The 15,376-nt window shown below is 58.6% G+C and carries 14 protein-coding genes and 1 pseudogene; 11 read left to right on the top strand and 4 right to left on the bottom strand.

Translation table 11 applies throughout. The annotated features are described in order from the left end of the window. Nucleotides 1-48: 48 nt before the first annotated feature. The 6 genes from FRH_RS10540 to bla all read left to right on the top strand — a co-directional run bounded on the left by FRH_RS10540 (nucleotide 49) and on the right by bla (nucleotide 6,255). Complete coding sequence (locus tag FRH_RS10540; RefSeq protein WP_281996852.1) at nucleotides 49-1,455, top strand: ATP-binding protein; 1,407 nt, start codon at nucleotides 49-51, stop codon at nucleotides 1,453-1,455. Nucleotides 1,456-1,497: 42 nt separating this feature from the next. Next, complete coding sequence (locus FRH_RS10545) at nucleotides 1,498-1,893, top strand: response regulator (RefSeq protein WP_219863089.1); 396 nt, start codon at nucleotides 1,498-1,500, stop codon at nucleotides 1,891-1,893. Nucleotides 1,894-1,905: 12 nt separating this feature from the next. Then, complete coding sequence (locus FRH_RS10550; RefSeq protein ID WP_219863091.1) at nucleotides 1,906-2,709, top strand: YaiO family outer membrane beta-barrel protein; 804 nt, start codon at nucleotides 1,906-1,908, stop codon at nucleotides 2,707-2,709. Continuing rightward, complete coding sequence (locus FRH_RS10555) at nucleotides 2,699-3,832, top strand: HEAT repeat domain-containing protein (RefSeq protein WP_281996853.1); 1,134 nt, start codon at nucleotides 2,699-2,701, stop codon at nucleotides 3,830-3,832. The genes FRH_RS10550 and FRH_RS10555 overlap by 11 nt, the downstream gene beginning before the upstream one ends. Continuing rightward, complete coding sequence (locus FRH_RS10560; protein ID WP_281996854.1) at nucleotides 3,832-5,256, top strand: glycosyltransferase family 2 protein; 1,425 nt, start codon at nucleotides 3,832-3,834, stop codon at nucleotides 5,254-5,256. The genes FRH_RS10555 and FRH_RS10560 overlap by 1 nt, the downstream gene beginning before the upstream one ends. 117 nt (nucleotides 5,257-5,373) lie before the next feature. Further along, the gene (gene bla / locus FRH_RS10565; protein ID WP_281996855.1) at nucleotides 5,374-6,255 is read left to right on the top strand and encodes a class A beta-lactamase; all 882 of its coding nucleotides are present in this window, start codon (nucleotides 5,374-5,376) and stop codon (nucleotides 6,253-6,255) included. 109 nt (nucleotides 6,256-6,364) lie between these two features. Here bla and FRH_RS10570 read toward each other — a convergent pair whose 3' ends face one another. Continuing rightward, a complete protein-coding gene (locus FRH_RS10570) occupies nucleotides 6,365-6,925 on the bottom strand; it encodes a manganese efflux pump MntP family protein (RefSeq protein WP_281996856.1) in 561 nt (186 codons plus the stop codon). Between the two features lie 290 nt (nucleotides 6,926-7,215). Then, nucleotides 7,216-7,935: a CDP-alcohol phosphatidyltransferase family protein gene (locus FRH_RS10575; protein WP_139525313.1), complete on the bottom strand. Its 720-nt coding sequence runs from the start codon at nucleotides 7,933-7,935 to the stop codon at nucleotides 7,216-7,218. 259 nt (nucleotides 7,936-8,194) lie between these two features. On the opposite strand from FRH_RS10575, the gene FRH_RS10580 reads away from it, so the two are divergent. From FRH_RS10580 to FRH_RS10595, 4 genes and pseudogenes are all read left to right on the top strand, one after another. After that, nucleotides 8,195-9,175 (top strand): zinc-binding alcohol dehydrogenase, encoded by a 981-nt coding sequence (locus FRH_RS10580; protein WP_281996857.1) that lies wholly within the window; start codon nucleotides 8,195-8,197, stop codon nucleotides 9,173-9,175. A gap of 33 nt (nucleotides 9,176-9,208) precedes the next feature. Next, nucleotides 9,209-9,607, top strand: coding sequence for a 6-carboxytetrahydropterin synthase (locus tag FRH_RS10585; protein ID WP_139525315.1), 399 nt, complete (start codon nucleotides 9,209-9,211; stop codon nucleotides 9,605-9,607). Further along, nucleotides 9,604-11,538: a glycosyltransferase gene (locus tag FRH_RS10590; RefSeq protein WP_281996858.1), complete on the top strand. Its 1,935-nt coding sequence runs from the start codon at nucleotides 9,604-9,606 to the stop codon at nucleotides 11,536-11,538. Before FRH_RS10585 ends, FRH_RS10590 begins: the two co-directional genes overlap by 4 nt. 2 nt (nucleotides 11,539-11,540) lie before the next feature. Then, nucleotides 11,541-12,407 (top strand): annotated as a pseudogene (locus FRH_RS10595) (lysylphosphatidylglycerol synthase transmembrane domain-containing protein); the annotation flags it as partial. Between the two features lie 123 nt (nucleotides 12,408-12,530). Here the strand turns inward: FRH_RS10595 and FRH_RS10600 are convergent. Next, nucleotides 12,531-13,355: a RibD family protein gene (locus FRH_RS10600; RefSeq protein ID WP_153842457.1), complete on the bottom strand. Its 825-nt coding sequence runs from the start codon at nucleotides 13,353-13,355 to the stop codon at nucleotides 12,531-12,533. A 97-nt stretch (nucleotides 13,356-13,452) separates the two neighbouring features. On the opposite strand from FRH_RS10600, the gene ribA reads away from it, so the two are divergent. Next, nucleotides 13,453-14,556, top strand: coding sequence for a GTP cyclohydrolase II RibA (ribA, locus tag FRH_RS10605; protein WP_281996859.1), 1,104 nt, complete (start codon nucleotides 13,453-13,455; stop codon nucleotides 14,554-14,556). On the opposite strand, the gene FRH_RS10610 is transcribed toward ribA, so the two are convergent. Further along, nucleotides 14,553-15,353: a creatininase family protein gene (locus tag FRH_RS10610; RefSeq protein ID WP_281996860.1), complete on the bottom strand. Its 801-nt coding sequence runs from the start codon at nucleotides 15,351-15,353 to the stop codon at nucleotides 14,553-14,555. The genes ribA and FRH_RS10610 overlap by 4 nt on opposite strands. Between the last annotated feature and the right edge of the window lie 23 nt (nucleotides 15,354-15,376).

Below are 15,376 nucleotides of genomic sequence, written 5' to 3' on the forward strand. Positions count from 1 at the left end.
CTAACCTGCTATAGATGAATCAATCATTGTTATAGGTTTGGTGTTCCATTGATTAAAAAACTCACCCCGCCGATACTGCGTCGTTTGCAGTGGTGTGCTCTTGCCCTAGTCGCTTTCATGTTAGCCGCCATGGTATGGCAGGGAATTCGCGTTCAGGAAGCACTGCTGGATGCCAATGCTGCCGTAAACCGGCATTTGGAGAGTATCGCTCTCATACAGGCGTTCAAATCAACGCTACTGGATCTGGAGACGGGGGAGCGGGGTTATGTGATCACTGGTCAACCAGCCTACCTGCTTCCCTATCAGCAGGCGCGTGCCCGCTTAGCACATCAACAAGAGCAGTTGAGGCGTATTTCATTGCCTACTGGCGCCGATGATCTGTTATCGGAAGAGGTGTTGTCGTCCTTGGTCGAGCGGCGTATGCAGATAGCAGAATCCAATATCTCCGTGCGTGATACGGATGGCCTGGAAGCCGCCGCGCTAAGACTGTTGGCGGCTGGTGGACGTCAAACGATGGATCGGTTACGTGGGCATTTAAATGCGTTAGAGCAAAATGAACGCGAGCGTTTGAGTGCCCAAACTCTGCAGGCCACTCGTCAAGCCCGGCAATCCCGTTGGGTGTGGGGGGGCGGGGCAGCGGTGATTGCAGCGCTGCTGCTGGTCACAAGTTTGTCGGTAATCAATCAGTGGCGTCAGCGTCAGCGGGTCATGACCATGCAGAAAACCTTCATCTCCACGGTGAGCCATGAATTGCGCACGCCTTTGACGGTGATTCTAGGAGCATTGAGCATGCTGCAAAGCGGTGTCGGTGGCACGTTGAGTGCGGATGCGCAGCGCTTGGTCGTGTTATCGAACGATAACGGCAAGCGATTGAAAAGTTTGATCGATGATATTCTTGATATCGAGAAGCTCGAAAGCGGACAGCTCACGTTCCAGCGGCAACGCCTGCCGTTGCTTCCCTTGGTGGAACAAGCGGTAACGCTGAATCAGCCCTATGCAGAGAGTTTTTCAGTCTCGCTAGGATTTCAAACGATTACCACACACGATCACGCACCACACCGGCCAGCCATGCAACCGCTCGATGAGCATGACTATGTGAACATCGACCCGGAACGGTTTGCTCAAATCATGGCGAATTTGATCTCGAACGCTTGCAAGCACTCTGATCCCGGCGAACACGTTGCGGTAAGCGCAGGGGCAATCGATAGCCAGTGGCTTGAAATCCATGTGTGCGATCACGGAAACGGAATACCGTTGTCGTTTCAGCCGCGCGTGTTCGAGCGTTTTGCTCAAGCGGACGGGACAGACCGACGACGTACTGGTGGGACGGGGCTTGGCTTGGCCATCACCAAGTCCCTGGTGGAAGAAATGGGGGGCAGCATCGGTTTTCACTCCGTACCAACGGAGGGCTGCTGTTTCTGGGTTCGCTTACCCAGGGTTGCAAAGCTACCCTGATGGATCAGTGCAATGATGTGTTCATCATGTTAAGGACATCTTATGTTACCGGCGGCATTGACTGTTTGGCTGATTGAAGATGAAGAGGATGTAGCGTTTCTGCTGCGCTTTTTGCTGGAACGAAGTGGCTATAACGTCGAGCGTGCCGAGGACGGTAGACAGGCCATGGCGCGTATTGAACAAAGCGCCAACAGTGACAAGGTACCTGACTTGGTACTGCTGGATATCATGCTGCCTTATCATGATGGCTTGGAAATTCTCGCTCGGCTTCGTGCGCAGCCAGAATGGGAAGATGTGCCGGTCATCATGCTGACCGCGAAGTCGCGGGAGGCAGATATCGTGCGCGCTCTGGAAGTGGGTGCGGATGACTATGTGACGAAGCCCTTCCAACCGGATGAGTTGTTAGCACGGTTACGTCGCTTTTTGCGTAAACGCTGAAGAGGAAGATCGATGGCACTCATTTCCCGCTGGCGTGGCCAGCGTCGTTGGTCAGGCAACTCGTGTATGGCAGTGATGGCGGTGGGGATAGTGCTTGCCTCCATGCCCTTTGCCGAGGCGAGTGAGCGGCGTACCGAGCTGGAAATTTCGCAGCGCTACGAACACCTAGATAATGGTTTCTCTGCCTGGCAGGCCCAACGGCTCGACGCTCAAACGCGCACGGTTCAAGGGGCGACCTGGTACGGCGCAGTACTGCGAGAGCGGCGTTATGGTCGCTGGGAAGAAGGGGTGGAAGCGGGGGCTGCCCTTCCTATCGGTGAACATTGGGTGATCCAACCAGAGGTTGCCAAATCGTTTGATGGCGACTTTCTCCCCAGCTGGTACGCCGACTTGCGCATACAACGCGCGTTGACAGCCGGTTGGGTTGCCAATGCTAGCGTTCGCCGCACCCAGTACACAGATTCGCAGGTGGATCGTTTGGCGCTAGGGGGAGAGCGGTACTGGGGGAGTTGGCGAGGTGCCTATACGCTAAATGTGAGCGATGTAGCGGGCGCTGGCACGCCGGTTGGGCATGCTGTCGCATTAGACTACTACTACAGCGATAGAAGTTTCGTTGGCCTGCGGGGTAACCTGGGGCGTGAAGAGGAAGCGCTACCCGAGGGCAGTGTCTTCACGAGCTCCGTTTCTGGTGCGGGTCTGAGAGGCCGTCATTGGCTGGATGAGGATTGGGCGGTTTCCTGGGATGTGGGCTGGCTAAGCCAGGGGGAAATTTATAACCGTTATGGCATCCAGGTTGGCATCCGTCGTGCCTTCTGACGTTGTCGCACTGGGCAGGCTGGTTGTCGAAGCGCTGCGGCAACTGACCGTTCTTCCCAGTGATCCTGCTTTGCGCCTTGCGGTTTACAGCGCTATGGCGCTGGCGGCGTTGACACTGGTGGTCATGCTGAACGTGCTGGTATTGGCTGAGCTTGCCGCTCGTCGTGAACGACGACGCGCCGCTTTCAGCGTTCGTTGGCGGCCGCTGTTGACGGCATGGAGCTTGAACGAGCGCGCCGCATTACCACCCCTCGGGCGTCGCCGTCATGAAGAGCGGCTCTGGCTACTGCTGATGTGGGCTAACTTGCAGCGTCAGGTGCGTGGCAACGCTAAAGAATATCTCAATGCTTTTTTCGACCACTTGGCAATGGATGCTTATGTCACCTCGTTGCTAAATACCCGGCAGTCACACCGTAAGCTGTTGGCCTTGGCATGTTTACGGCATTTGGGCGAAGAGCGCCACTGGGGTGACGTTGCGCCGCTAGTGTCTTCCTCCAATCCGGTGGAAAGCCTTGCCGCAGCAGATGCGCTGGTGGCCATGAATCCTCCTCGCGCCATGCGTTTTTTGGTGCCTTTTTACATTCAGCGAAACGACTGGGCGTACCTGCGATTTAAATCCCTTTGTAAGCAGGCGGGGCGGGAGGCTGCAGGCCCCGCGCTACTGGCTGCATTGAAACAGTCATCGCACCCGCGCATCGTGGCCTTGATCGAATGGATTACGCCCATTGAGGCAGCGCCGTGGGCTAGGCAAAGCTTACGTAAGTTACCGGCCTCGGCAGAGTTGACGCGCGAACAGCGCGATGCCGTTTGTGCATCGTTGCGCTGTTTGGCAGAGCTACACAGCGAGCAAGATCGCGAACTGATTGAGAAGGCGTTTGACCATCCTTTTCCCCAGGTGCGTAGCGAAGCGGTGCTGGCCCTCAAACACCAGTCCAGCCGTGGGGATGAAAAACAATTTACCCGAATGTTAAGTGATCCAAGTTGGTGGGTAAGGCAAGCGGCTGCCGATGCGCTAGTTGACTTGCCTACCCTTGAAACAGCCCACTTGGAGGCGTTACTTGACAGCCTTCAGGATCGCTATGGCCGAGATGCCTTGCGCCGTGCCATTGCGGAGAAGCGCTAATGGATGTTTGGCAAACAGTGACAGAGGTGGATTGGGTCTGGTGGGGGCAAGTGGGCTTTATTGGCTATTTCGTTTTGCTGAACGGTGGCTATTTGGCGCTCAATGTCCTGTCGATGATCAGCCTTCGCCGCTATATGCGCCAGCGGGGCGAGCTGGGGGAAACCGTTCCTTACCTTGGGGTGGAACCTGCGGTTTCCATTCTGGTGCCTGCGTTCAATGAAGAGGCAACGATCCGAACATCGATACTTTCCTTGATGCAGCTTCAGTATCCCGAGTTCGAGATCGTCGTGATTAATGACGGTTCCAAGGACAATACCCTGGCGGTGTTGAAAGACGCCTTCGAGCTGGAAGAGTATCCCGAGCCATTGCGTCGCAGTGTGCCCCATCAGGACGTATTGGGTGTGTACCGCTCGCGCCGACATGACCATTTAAAAGTGATCGATAAAGCCAACGGTGGTAAAGCGGATGCGCTCAATGCCGGTATCAATGCGTGTCGACATACGCTTTTTTGCGCTGTAGATGCAGACTCCATTTTGCAGCGCGACAGCCTGTTACGTGTGGTTCAGCCTTTTCTGGAAGATGAGCGAACGGTGGCGGCTGGTGGTACGGTGCGCATTGCCAATGGCTCCAGGGTACAAGGCGGGTATCTTTTGGAAGCGGGGATACCCAACAGCCTGTTGGCGCGTTTTCAAATCGTGGAATATTTACGCGCCTTCCTGTTTGGTCGCTTGGGTTGGTCGCCCATGAACGCCGTACTGATCATTTCCGGGGCATTTGGTTTGTTCAACCGTGAGCGGGTCATGGAGGTAGGAGGCTACAGCACGACGACGGTCGGCGAGGACATGGAGTTGGTGGTTCGGTTACATCGCTATCACCGGGAAAAGCGCTTGCCCTATCGTATTCACTATCTACCCGACCCCATTTGCTGGACCGAAGCCCCCGAAGATATGACGACGCTTGGTAAGCAGCGCAGCCGTTGGCAGCGTGGTTTGGCAGAAAGTTTGTCAAGGCATGCCAAGCTGGCAATTATGCCCAGGGGCGGCGCGCCGGGGAGGCTTGCCTGGCCTTTCATGGCATTATTCGAATGGCTAGGGCCTCTCATCGAACTAGGCGGCTATCTATTCATGATCGTTGGTTTTAGCCTGGGTGTGATTTCGCCTCTGGCGCTGACGGTTTTCATGCTAGTGGCCATAGGCATGGGCATTCTGCTGTCAGTGAATGGCCTATTGCTCGAAACACTCTCGTTTCGGGTATATGCCCGACGTCGAGATATGTGGCGGCTGTTTTGTGTCGCGGTGCTTGAGAATTTCGGCTATCGCCAGTTGAATACGTTATGGCGCTGCCGTGGCTTATGGCAGTGGTTTTCGCGCCGAAAGCATCAGTGGGGTGCCATGAAGCGCAGTGGCCAATGGGGCCAGCATTAGCCATGCAGCCAAGGCCCTCACCACTGCCCGTATACTATGATGGCTCCGCTTGTTGCCGGGGCTGACCACGCCAACGCAGGGTATCTATGACCCTCTTAAGGACCAGGAAAATTAACCATGAATCATCGCCAACCACGTTGGTTGCGTGCAGCCCTATCGGCATGCGTGCTGTTCGCGTCATCTCATGCGATGGCGCAAGACGACCCCATGACCGCCGAGCTAGCGCGTATCGAACAGGCGCTGGACGCGCGTATTGGCTTTGCCGCGCACAACCTAGCCACGGGCCAGCGTTGGGAAGTGAATGCCGATGAGCGCTTTGCGATGTCCAGTACGTTCAAAACCCTGGCCTGCGGCGCGCTACTGGAGCAGGTAGATGAAGGGCAGTTAGCGCTGGAGACCGAGGTGAGTTTTGAGGAATCTGACCTAGTGACGTACTCCCCGGTGACTGAGCAGTATGCGGGCCATCAGCCGATGACGCTGTTCGAGCTGTGCGATGCCACCATGACGACCAGCGATAATACCGCTGCTAACCTCGTGTTACAGGCGCTAGGCGGGCCGGAGGCGGTCACGGCCTTCGCACGTAGTATGGACGATCCTATCACTCGGTTAGACCGCTATGAAACCGAGCTGAACGAAGCCACTCCGGGGGACGAGCGCGACACCACCACGCCCAACGCTATGCTGGCCACGTTAGAAAAACTGGTGCTTGGCGATGTCCTAGCGGATGATTCTCGGCAGCAGTTAGAAGCATGGATGAAAGGCAATGCCGTTGCGGATGGCCTCTTCCGTGCCGCCATGCCGTTTGATTGGGTGATCGCAGACCGAACTGGCGCAGGTGGTTATGGCTCCCGCTCGATTACCGCGATTATTTGGCCTCCAGAGCAACCACCCACGGTGGCGGTATTTTATATCACCGACACCGAGGCCTCGTTTGAAGAGCGCAATGCAGCCATTGCCTCGCTAGGGGAAGTGGTGCAAGCCACTTTAGCAGACGAATAACGAACCACGGGTGGCCGAACAGCCACCCGTTTTTGTAACCATTCATCTTTGAGCGACGCTACTATCGAGTGAACCTATCCGCCGTTATCGAGTGGGGAGGGGCCGTTGGTTATAAAACTCCCGTATGCTCTACCACCACCATGACGCCAATCCCCATCAGCACGACCCCGCCTATCAGTTCGGCCCAGTGGCCAACGTACTTGCCCAATGAGTGACCAAGCAGCGTTCCCATGGAGGCCATCACAGTGGTGGCAAGGCCAATGGCGAGGCTGGTGGTGATAATGTTCACATCGATGAATGCCAAGCTGGCACCTACCGCCATGGCGTCTAGGCTGGTGGCGGTAGCCGTCAGTATCAGCAGCCACAGCGTTTGCTTGCGGTGCGCTACCTTGTCTTCTTTCTTGAGACCTTCATGAATCATATGCAGGCCAATGACGGTCAGCAGCGTAAACGCGACCCAGTGATCCCAGGCTTCCACGTACTGTTGAGACGCCTTACCCGCTACCCAGCCAAGCACCGGTGTCATCGCTTCGATGATGCCAAACACCAAGCCAATGCCGATGGCGTGATGGAAGCGGGGTTTGCTCAGTTCCGCGCCTTTACTGATGGAGGCTGCGAACGCATCCGCCGACATGGAAACCGCAAGAAAAAGGAGGGCAACGGGTGTCATGGTGGGCAGACTCTTGAAGTAAAAGCGTTGTGTGAAATGCTTACTTGAGTGACAAAAGAAAGAATCGAATAGCACGAAATATTATCAGTTTTTTTGTTGATGACCACAAAGTCCATAAAAAATAAAGTTGATGATGGCGAACAAGTATTGCCTTGGCTAAAAATGTGTCTACTAGCTGATTTTTTTGCCTTTTTTGATACTTTGGGCCCGTGGTTAAGATGTAAGAAATGGCTGCTTTAAAGGCATCAGGTAACTTCTTTTTTAAACACACCATGTAATGATGAATTCGTTTAGCGGTGTTGGTAAAGCCACTTAATATCCACGCCAAAAGAGTAAATCAACGTCACCAACGCGCTGAACGCCAGCAGTCCCGCTAACAGCGGTGAGGTCAGCGGCGTTAGCGCCAGCAGCATCGCCACGACCTGCCAGACGCACACGGCTTTGCGGCGGTAGCTGTCATTGAGCGGTGCTTCCAGCCAAGGGAAGGGAAGGCTAGCGGCCACGAATAAATAACGCATGCCGCCAATCAGCAGCACCCACAGCCCCAGCCCCTCTTCCATGATCAAGCCAACACACAGCAGCATGATCAGCAGGGCATCCAGTTCCATATCGAAGCGTGCCCCAAAAGATGAGTGGCAGCGAGTGCGGCGGGCGATCCAGCCATCCACGCCGTCCAGTAATAGTGCGATGACCGAGACGCCCAGCCATAGCCAAATGGCGTCGATAAAGGCGTCATTCACCAGCGCGCCCGCCACCAGAGCGACCAGCACCGCGCGCCCCAGTGTCACCCGGTTGGCCCAACCCAGCGGGCCATGAGGCCAAAACACCAAGACCAAGCCGCTGATCAGGCCATAAAAGGCGATGGCCACCCACCAGTTGGCTGCGCCGGGCATGAGGGGCGCGAGCAGCGTCCCAAGACCTGCCAATAGTAGCGCGCCTACCAGCAGTTCGATGCTGCTGCACAGTCGCTTGGGCAGGGGAAATGGGGAGGAGTTAGACACAGGCGGCATGGTGGCTCACGTAGCGGTATCGTCGACCGCAGTTGAAATTAATGATGCAATAATTTATCTATGTACCATTATTGTATAGGGTGTATGGTAGTCAGCATCCCCAAAAGTTCCCTCATTAAACAATGTTGAAGGTTGGCAAGCGTTAATAGACCGATTGCTTTTCTACGCTAAGCTATAGGTGAGCCATTGAAAAGTCGCCATATCTTAGTCACGTTAAGATCAACGGATGGAAACAGCGCTTCAACGATAAGGAAATGTCATGTCGGCGCCTAAGACGGCCATGGCTTTTTGGGTAACACACCCAGGCCAGGGCCAACTGCAGCAGGAACCGCTGCCCACGTTAGGTGAAGCAGAGGTGCACGTTCGTGCCCTGTACAGCGGCGTTAGCCGTGGCACGGAATCACTGGTGTTTCACGCACGCGTGCCGGACAGCGAAACCCAGCGCATGCGCGCTCCTTTTCAAGCTGGAGAGTTTCCCACTCCGGTGAAATACGGTTATTGCAGCGTCGGCCGGGTCACCCATGGGCCTGACGCGCTTGTCGATAAAATCGTGTTTTGCCTACATCCCCACCAGGATCATTATGTGGTGCCTGCCGATATGGCAGTGCCCGTGCCCGATAACGTGCCCGCGCAGCGCGCGGTGCTCACTGCCAACATGGAAACCGCGCTCAACGGCGTATGGGATGCCAACCCCATGCTGGGCGAGCGTGTTTGTGTGGTGGGGGCGGGTGTCGTGGGCGCGCTGGTGGCGTATTTGTGCGCGCGCATGGCGGGGGTCGAGGTCACGCTGGTCGATATCAATCCCGAGCGTGAAACCTTGGCCCAAGCCCTCGATGTACCGTTTGCCCTGCCTGAGCAAGCCTCGAACGATCAAGACTGTGTGATTCATGCCAGCGGTCATCCCGACGGCCTGCGTTTGGCCATGTCGCTCGTCGGCAATGAAGGCCGTGTCATCGAGATGAGCTGGTTTGGTCAAGGAGAGGTGTCGCTGCCCCTTGGCGGGGCGTTCCACTCCCAGCGATTGACACTGCGTGCCAGCCAAGTGGGTCAATTGCCAGCCAAACTCCAGCCGCGCTGGAACTATCGCCGTCGCTTGAACGTGGCGCTTCGCCTGCTGGCCGACCCTGCCCTTGAGGCGTTGATCAGCAGTGAGTGCGATTTTGCCGATTTCCCCGAACGAGCCCCGGCGCTGTTTAGTCCACAGAGCACGGCGCTCTGTCACCGAATTCGCTACCCCTAATCTTTCAACCGTTATTTGCTTACGGGAGTTGCCATGTACCGTTTATGCGTTCGCGATCACTTCATGATTGCCCACAGTTTCAAAGGCGAGATCTTTGGCCCGGCCCAGCGCACCCACGGGGCTACTTACGTGGTAGACGTCGTGTTTCAGCGCCCAGAGCTGGATCAGGATGGCTTGGTGATCGACATCGGTCTAGCCAGCGAAACCGTCAAAGAAGTGTTGGCGGGCTACAACTATCGCAACCTCGATGAGGTCAGTGAGTTGTCCGGCCAGAACACCACCACGGAGTTCATGGCGAAAGTGATCTTCGACCAGCTCGCCGCGGCCATCAAGGCGGGCCGTATGGGAGAAACGGCCAAAGGCCTGACCCAAATGGAAATCAAACTGCATGAATCCCATGTGGCCTGGGCCAGTTACGAAGGAGCGCTATGAACCAGCGATTGACGTTACTGGTGGCGGGGGATCCCAACCAGCGCACCGGCGGTTATATCTACGATGCACACATCGTTGACGCGCTGCGCGAGCAGGGGCTGTCGGTGGATGTGGTCGGTCTGGAGGGGCGCTTTACTCAAGCCGATGACACGGCCAAACGTGCGCTTGCCAGCGCGTTGGATACGTTGGCCGATGGCGAGCGAGTCATTATCGACGGTCTAGCCATGGGCGCACTGCCTGACGTGGTGGCGCGCCATACGGATCGGTTGGATATCACGTCGCTTTTGCATCATCCGCTGGGAGATGAGCAGGGGCTCTCCAGTGAAGAGCAGCAGCAACTTCACCGCAGCGAACTCACCGGGCTTGCCGAAGTCGCACGGATCATCGTCACCAGCCGCTTTACTGCCCGCCGTTTGAGCGAACTCGCGAGCGATTACTCCCTGCCGATTACCGCGCCGATTACTGTCGTGGAGCCGGGAGTTGCCCATGCGCCGGTCAGCCCCGCACCTGCGGCGGGTGACACCATCCGCCTTTTGTGCGTGGCCACGCTGACGCCGCGCAAGGGGCAGGATGTATTGGTCAAGGCGCTGGCGCGAGTGGCTAGCGAGCAGTGGCAGTGTGACTGCTACGGCGGTGTCCGTGATACGGCATTTAGCGCCAGCGTGCAGCAGCTCATCGATGAGCATCGCCTTGCCGAACGCATCACCCTACACGGTGAGTGTGACGCCGACACCCTCGAGGCGGCTTACCAACACGCCCATGCACTGGTGCTGCCTTCTTGGTACGAAGGTTACGGCATGGTGGTCACCGAGGCGTTGGCCCATGGCCTGCCGGTGATTACCACGACCGGTGGTGCCCTGCGCGATACCTTGCCAGAAGGCGCGGGTATTAGCGTGGCGCCGGGCGATGCCGACGCGCTCGGTGCCGCCATCGATAATTTCTGTTCCAACGAAGCGCTGCGAACCGAGCTGCGAGCGGGCGTTGCGCTGGCGCGGGGAGAGCTTAACGATTGGCAGGCGGCGGGCGATGAGTTTGTCAAGGCATTGAAGGACGAAGGAACGGCTGAACTCACGGCGGGTAGTCAGTTTGCTGCTAGCTGGCTGACGCTGCGCGAAGCGGTCGATGGTCACGCCCGTAGCGAGGCGTTGGTCAGTCGGCTCGATGCGTGGCTCGCGACTTGCGAAGCGCCTGTGACGCTGGCGGACTTAGGCTGTGGGCGGGGCAGCAATGTACAGTTTCTTGCGCCTCGGTTGAGCGGTGCGCAGCGCTGGGCGCTGTTCGACCATGACGATGCCCTATTGCGCGAGGCGCGTCGCCGGGCCATGCCGTTGCACGATGCCACAGGCCAACCGCTACAAGTGGAAACACACTGCACTTCACTCGCGACTCTCGAGCATCCCGCCTTGCAAGCGGCGGATGTCGTCAGTGCGTCAGCGCTCATCGATTTGGTGTCTCAGCCATGGATCGACATGCTGGCCCAACAGTGTGCTGCGCATCGGCAGGCGCTGCTGGTGAGCTTGAGCGTGACCGGCGAATGGTGCTTTACGGATAGGGATCAGCAGCCCATCGACGACCCGGAAGATCGCTTTGTATTGGGGCTATTCAACGCGCATCAACAGCGAGATAAAGGGCTAGGTGAGGCGCTGGGCGGCGAGGCCCACCGGGCGCTTTACCACGCCCTGGCGGCGCAGGGTTATGACGTAGAGGAAGCCTCCACGCCCTGGCGGCTTGCCGCGGGTAGCCACGCGTATCAGCCGCTCGTCAGTTCGCTGATCAACGGCTGGGCGGAAGCCGCCACCGAGCAGGCCCCCGACGCCGCCATGCGGATTGCCGAGTGGCGTACCGCACGCCTGGATGCCGTGGAGCGCGGCCAAATAGGGGTATGGGTGGGCCACCGTGACCTGTTGGCGCTGCCCGCGGTGAAGGGTTAGCCATGAGCGGGCACTGGTTACGTCGGCCATGGGTGCAGCGCGGCATCGTCAGCGCGGCGCTATTGGCGGCGGTGGCCCTGTGGGTAGAGCCTGCCGCCATTCTGGCCGAGGTGAAACGCTTCGCGCCCGAATGGGTGCTGGCGGCGTTAGCCATCAGTGTGCTGCAGGTGATGCTCAGCGCTTGGCGTTGGCAGTTCACTGCTGGTCGGGTAGATGTGCCGCTGCGATTTCGTTATGCCCTGCGCGAGTATTACTTGGCGCTGTTGGTCAATCAACTGCTTCCGGGGGGCGTATTGGGCGATGCGGGACGCGCCCATCGTCATGCTCGACAAGCTGCCTCCAAGGGAAGCGCCTGGCGAGCGGTAGTCATCGAGCGGGCCTCGGGGCAAATGGCCGTGGTGGTGCTGACCCTGGTGGCACTGACGGCCTCGCCGCTGTGGCACGCCGCGCTGGGTGGCCCGCTGCTGTTCGGGCTGGTCGTCGGTGTGGCGGCACTGCTCTTGGCTGCGATCGCTCTGGGCGTTTGGTGTCGCAGCCCGAAAGGGCCTGCACTGCCTCAGTGGTGCATCGCGCTGGGACGGGATGTGCGCCGTGGACTGCTGGCGCGTCGGGCATGGCCGCTGCAGTTGGCCTCTTCGCTGGCCATCGTGCTCAGCTATGGCGGGGTGATGGTGTGCGCCGCCCGAGCCATGGGTAGCGAGATGCCCGTGTTCGACCTATTGGCGCTGACCCCCGTATTGCTGCTGGCCATGTTAGTCCCCTTATCAATTGCGGGCTGGGGCCTGCGGGAAGGCGCGGCTGCCGCTATTTGGGTCTTGGTGGGGTTGCCAGCCGCGCAAGGGGTTGCGATCTCGTTGGCCTACGGTGTCCTGGTGCTGCTCTCTAGTCTGCCGGGCATATGGGTGGCGTTGGCTAAACGTGGTCGCGCCACCCCTTCTACAGGTTCTACATCGACAGATTCCACGCCCTTTGGCCCGACCGCTGCAGGTGGGCTAGACGTCGCGCAGCATCACGTCGAACAGCGTGTCGTCGCCACACCGGAACGAGCGCATCGTGGGGCGCAGCGCGCTCTCCAGCGTCTCGATGGGCGTCATTTGCAGGCCGGGCCTGCCGGAGCCGATCAGCAGCGGGGCTACCATCAGATGCAGTCGATCAACGCAGTATGCCTCGATGAATTGGGAAATGGTGACACCGCCGCCTTCTACCAGCACACGTGTGAGCCCGCGTTCCGCCAGCAGCGTGATGACCTTCGCTGGGTCGAACTGGCCGTGGGCATTCAAGGCCAGCACGCAGTGCTCCGCGTGGCTGGGCGCCGTCGTCACGTCTGGCCCAGTAATGTGCAAGGTCTTGACCTCGCTGCTGCGAAACAGCGCAAGATGACCGGGCACGCGACCACGAGGGTCGAGGACGACTCGCGTCGGGTGGCGGCCAGTGACATGGCGAACGGTGAGCTGGGGGTTGTCGGCCGCTGCAGTACCTGCACCGACCACGACCGCATCGGCCAGCGCGCGCAGCCGATGCAAATGCACGATGCTTTCATGGCCGTTGATGTAATGGGAGTGGCCGCTTTCCGTGGCAATTCGCCCATCCAAACTCTGCCCCAGCTGGGCGACGACCCAGCGGGGTTGCAACGCCAGCGGCGTCAGGCAGTCCAAGGCTGTCTGGGCTTGGGGCGTGACGGCGTGCGGCGACTGCCACGCGCCGTCGCGGGTGACCGAAAGATCCGCCTTGATAGAGGTGCCGTCGCTTTGGGCGAGCAGCCACTGCCAAGCGGTATCGAGATCGATCGAATGGGATGTACTACTGGAGTCGGGCATGACGCCTCCACACTGAAAATAACCTCAGATCATGCGGGGCCATGTTGCCCAACGCAAGCAACCTTTGCCCATACCATTAGGCAACCTGGAGGCCTACATGTATCAAATTGAACGCGCCATTTTCGATATTCGTCGCGGTTTACCGGTCGTGATCAGCAGCGGTGAGCAGCGCCTTCTGGTCCAAGCGCTAGAGGGTAGCCGTTCGGTGGATACCCTGGCCCAGCTGGCGGGTGCGCGCCCTGCGCTGGTGCTCACGCGGCATCGTTTGGAGGCCATGGGCATGTCGCTGAGTGCAGAGGCCGCCTGCCTGCCGTTGGCAGAACACATTGGCGAGCGCGAGCTGCATCAACTGGCCGTGGCTGACGCTGGCAAAAAGCCCAGTGCGCTGTTGAGCGGCTTGAAACCCGCTGGCGTCGCCGAGCGCGGGGCAGTGGCCCTCATGCGCCGAGCACTGCTGATCCCTGCCGCGTTAACCGCTCTGGTGAGTGAGGATGCTCGCCACGACATTGACAAACATATTGCCCAAGGGCGGCTACTGGAGGTCAACGCCGACGAGGCGCATAAGTGTTTGGCGGGTGCGCCGGGTATGCTAAAGCGGGTGAGCGAAGCCAATATTCCGTTGGAAGATGCCCCCAATAGTCGCTTCGTGCTGTTCCGTGAACCGGATGGTTTGCGTGAGCATGTGGCCGTGGTCATCGGCCAGCTCGATGATGTGCAGGGTCCGGTACCGCTGCGTATGCATTCGGCGTGTTTGACCGGTGATTTGTTTGGCAGTCTGCGCTGCGACTGCGGTGAGCAGTTGCGCAACGCCGTGGCGGATATTCAGGCCATGGGGGGCGGTGTGCTGCTCTACTTGGCCCAAGAGGGGCGCGGGATCGGCTTGGCGAACAAGCTGCGCGCCTACACGCTGCAAGATAGCGGACTGGACACCGTCGATGCCGATCAAGTGCTGGGCTTTGGCGACGACGAGCGCCAGTACGCCGTGGCGGTGGATATGCTGAACGCGTTGAGTATCGATCAAGTGCAGCTACTCACCAACAATCCGCTGAAAATGTCAGCCCTGAAAGAGGGCGGTATCGAAGTGGTGTCCCGCCAAGCACTATATGGCAGCGTAACGGATCACAACCACCGCTACCTAAGTGCCAAAGCCAGCCGAGCGGGTCACTTTTTGGATGAGGTGCTCGAGAGTCGCAGCCGTTAACGCTTGCCCGCCGCTGGCGCTCCCAGTGGCGGTAGTCGAGCGGTTTCCACAATGACTTGAGCAAGCTGGTAGGCATAGTGGTGGACGAGCCGTTCACCCAGTGCGGCGTTAGCGTGGCTGGCATCTCCGGCCACGCCATGTTCACTCAAATCTTCCCCTAACCAAGCAAAGGCAGCGCTACCCTCGGGGCTGACCAGCACGCCTTCCGCAGGCATGGCTGGAGCAGCAGGCGTATAGTCATCGAGAGTGACGAGTTGCGGTGCTAAGTGCTGCATCATCGCCGTCTCCAGCAGCCCGCCATGCAGTCCATAACGTAGCTCATCGGCATTCATGGCGCCCTCTAAAGGCGGCAATCGTGTATAGGTCGCTTTGACTACGCGCATGTGACAGCGCCGCCGAAGCGTGAGCGCGGCTAGATCCATCACCGCTTTATTCCCGCCGTGACTATTGATCAGCACGAGCTTACGAATGCCTGTACGGGCAATGCTCTCGCCGTACGCTTCCAGCGTGGCAATGGCCAGCGGTGCGGGCAGGCTCAATGTGCCTGCGAAGCTTGCATGCTCGTCGCTGGCCCCTACCGCGATGGCGGGTAGACACAGCACCTCGACATCCTTCGCCAGACGCTCGAGTTGTACCAGCATGTCGGCCTGCAGCCCTTCACCAATGATGAGGTCGGTGCCCAGGGGTAGGTGGGTGCCGTGCTGCTCGATGGCACCTAAGGTAATGACCGCGACCGGGTCGTGCTGAGCAAGGGCGTTCAGTTGAGGGGCGGTCAAGTGTTGCCAATGATAAACCATAGCGTCTCGTTAGCGTTTGTGTC

The sequence above is a fragment of the Halomonas sp. A020 genome, assembly GCF_027943625.1.
Classification (GTDB): domain Bacteria; phylum Pseudomonadota; class Gammaproteobacteria; order Pseudomonadales; family Halomonadaceae; genus Vreelandella; species Vreelandella piezotolerans.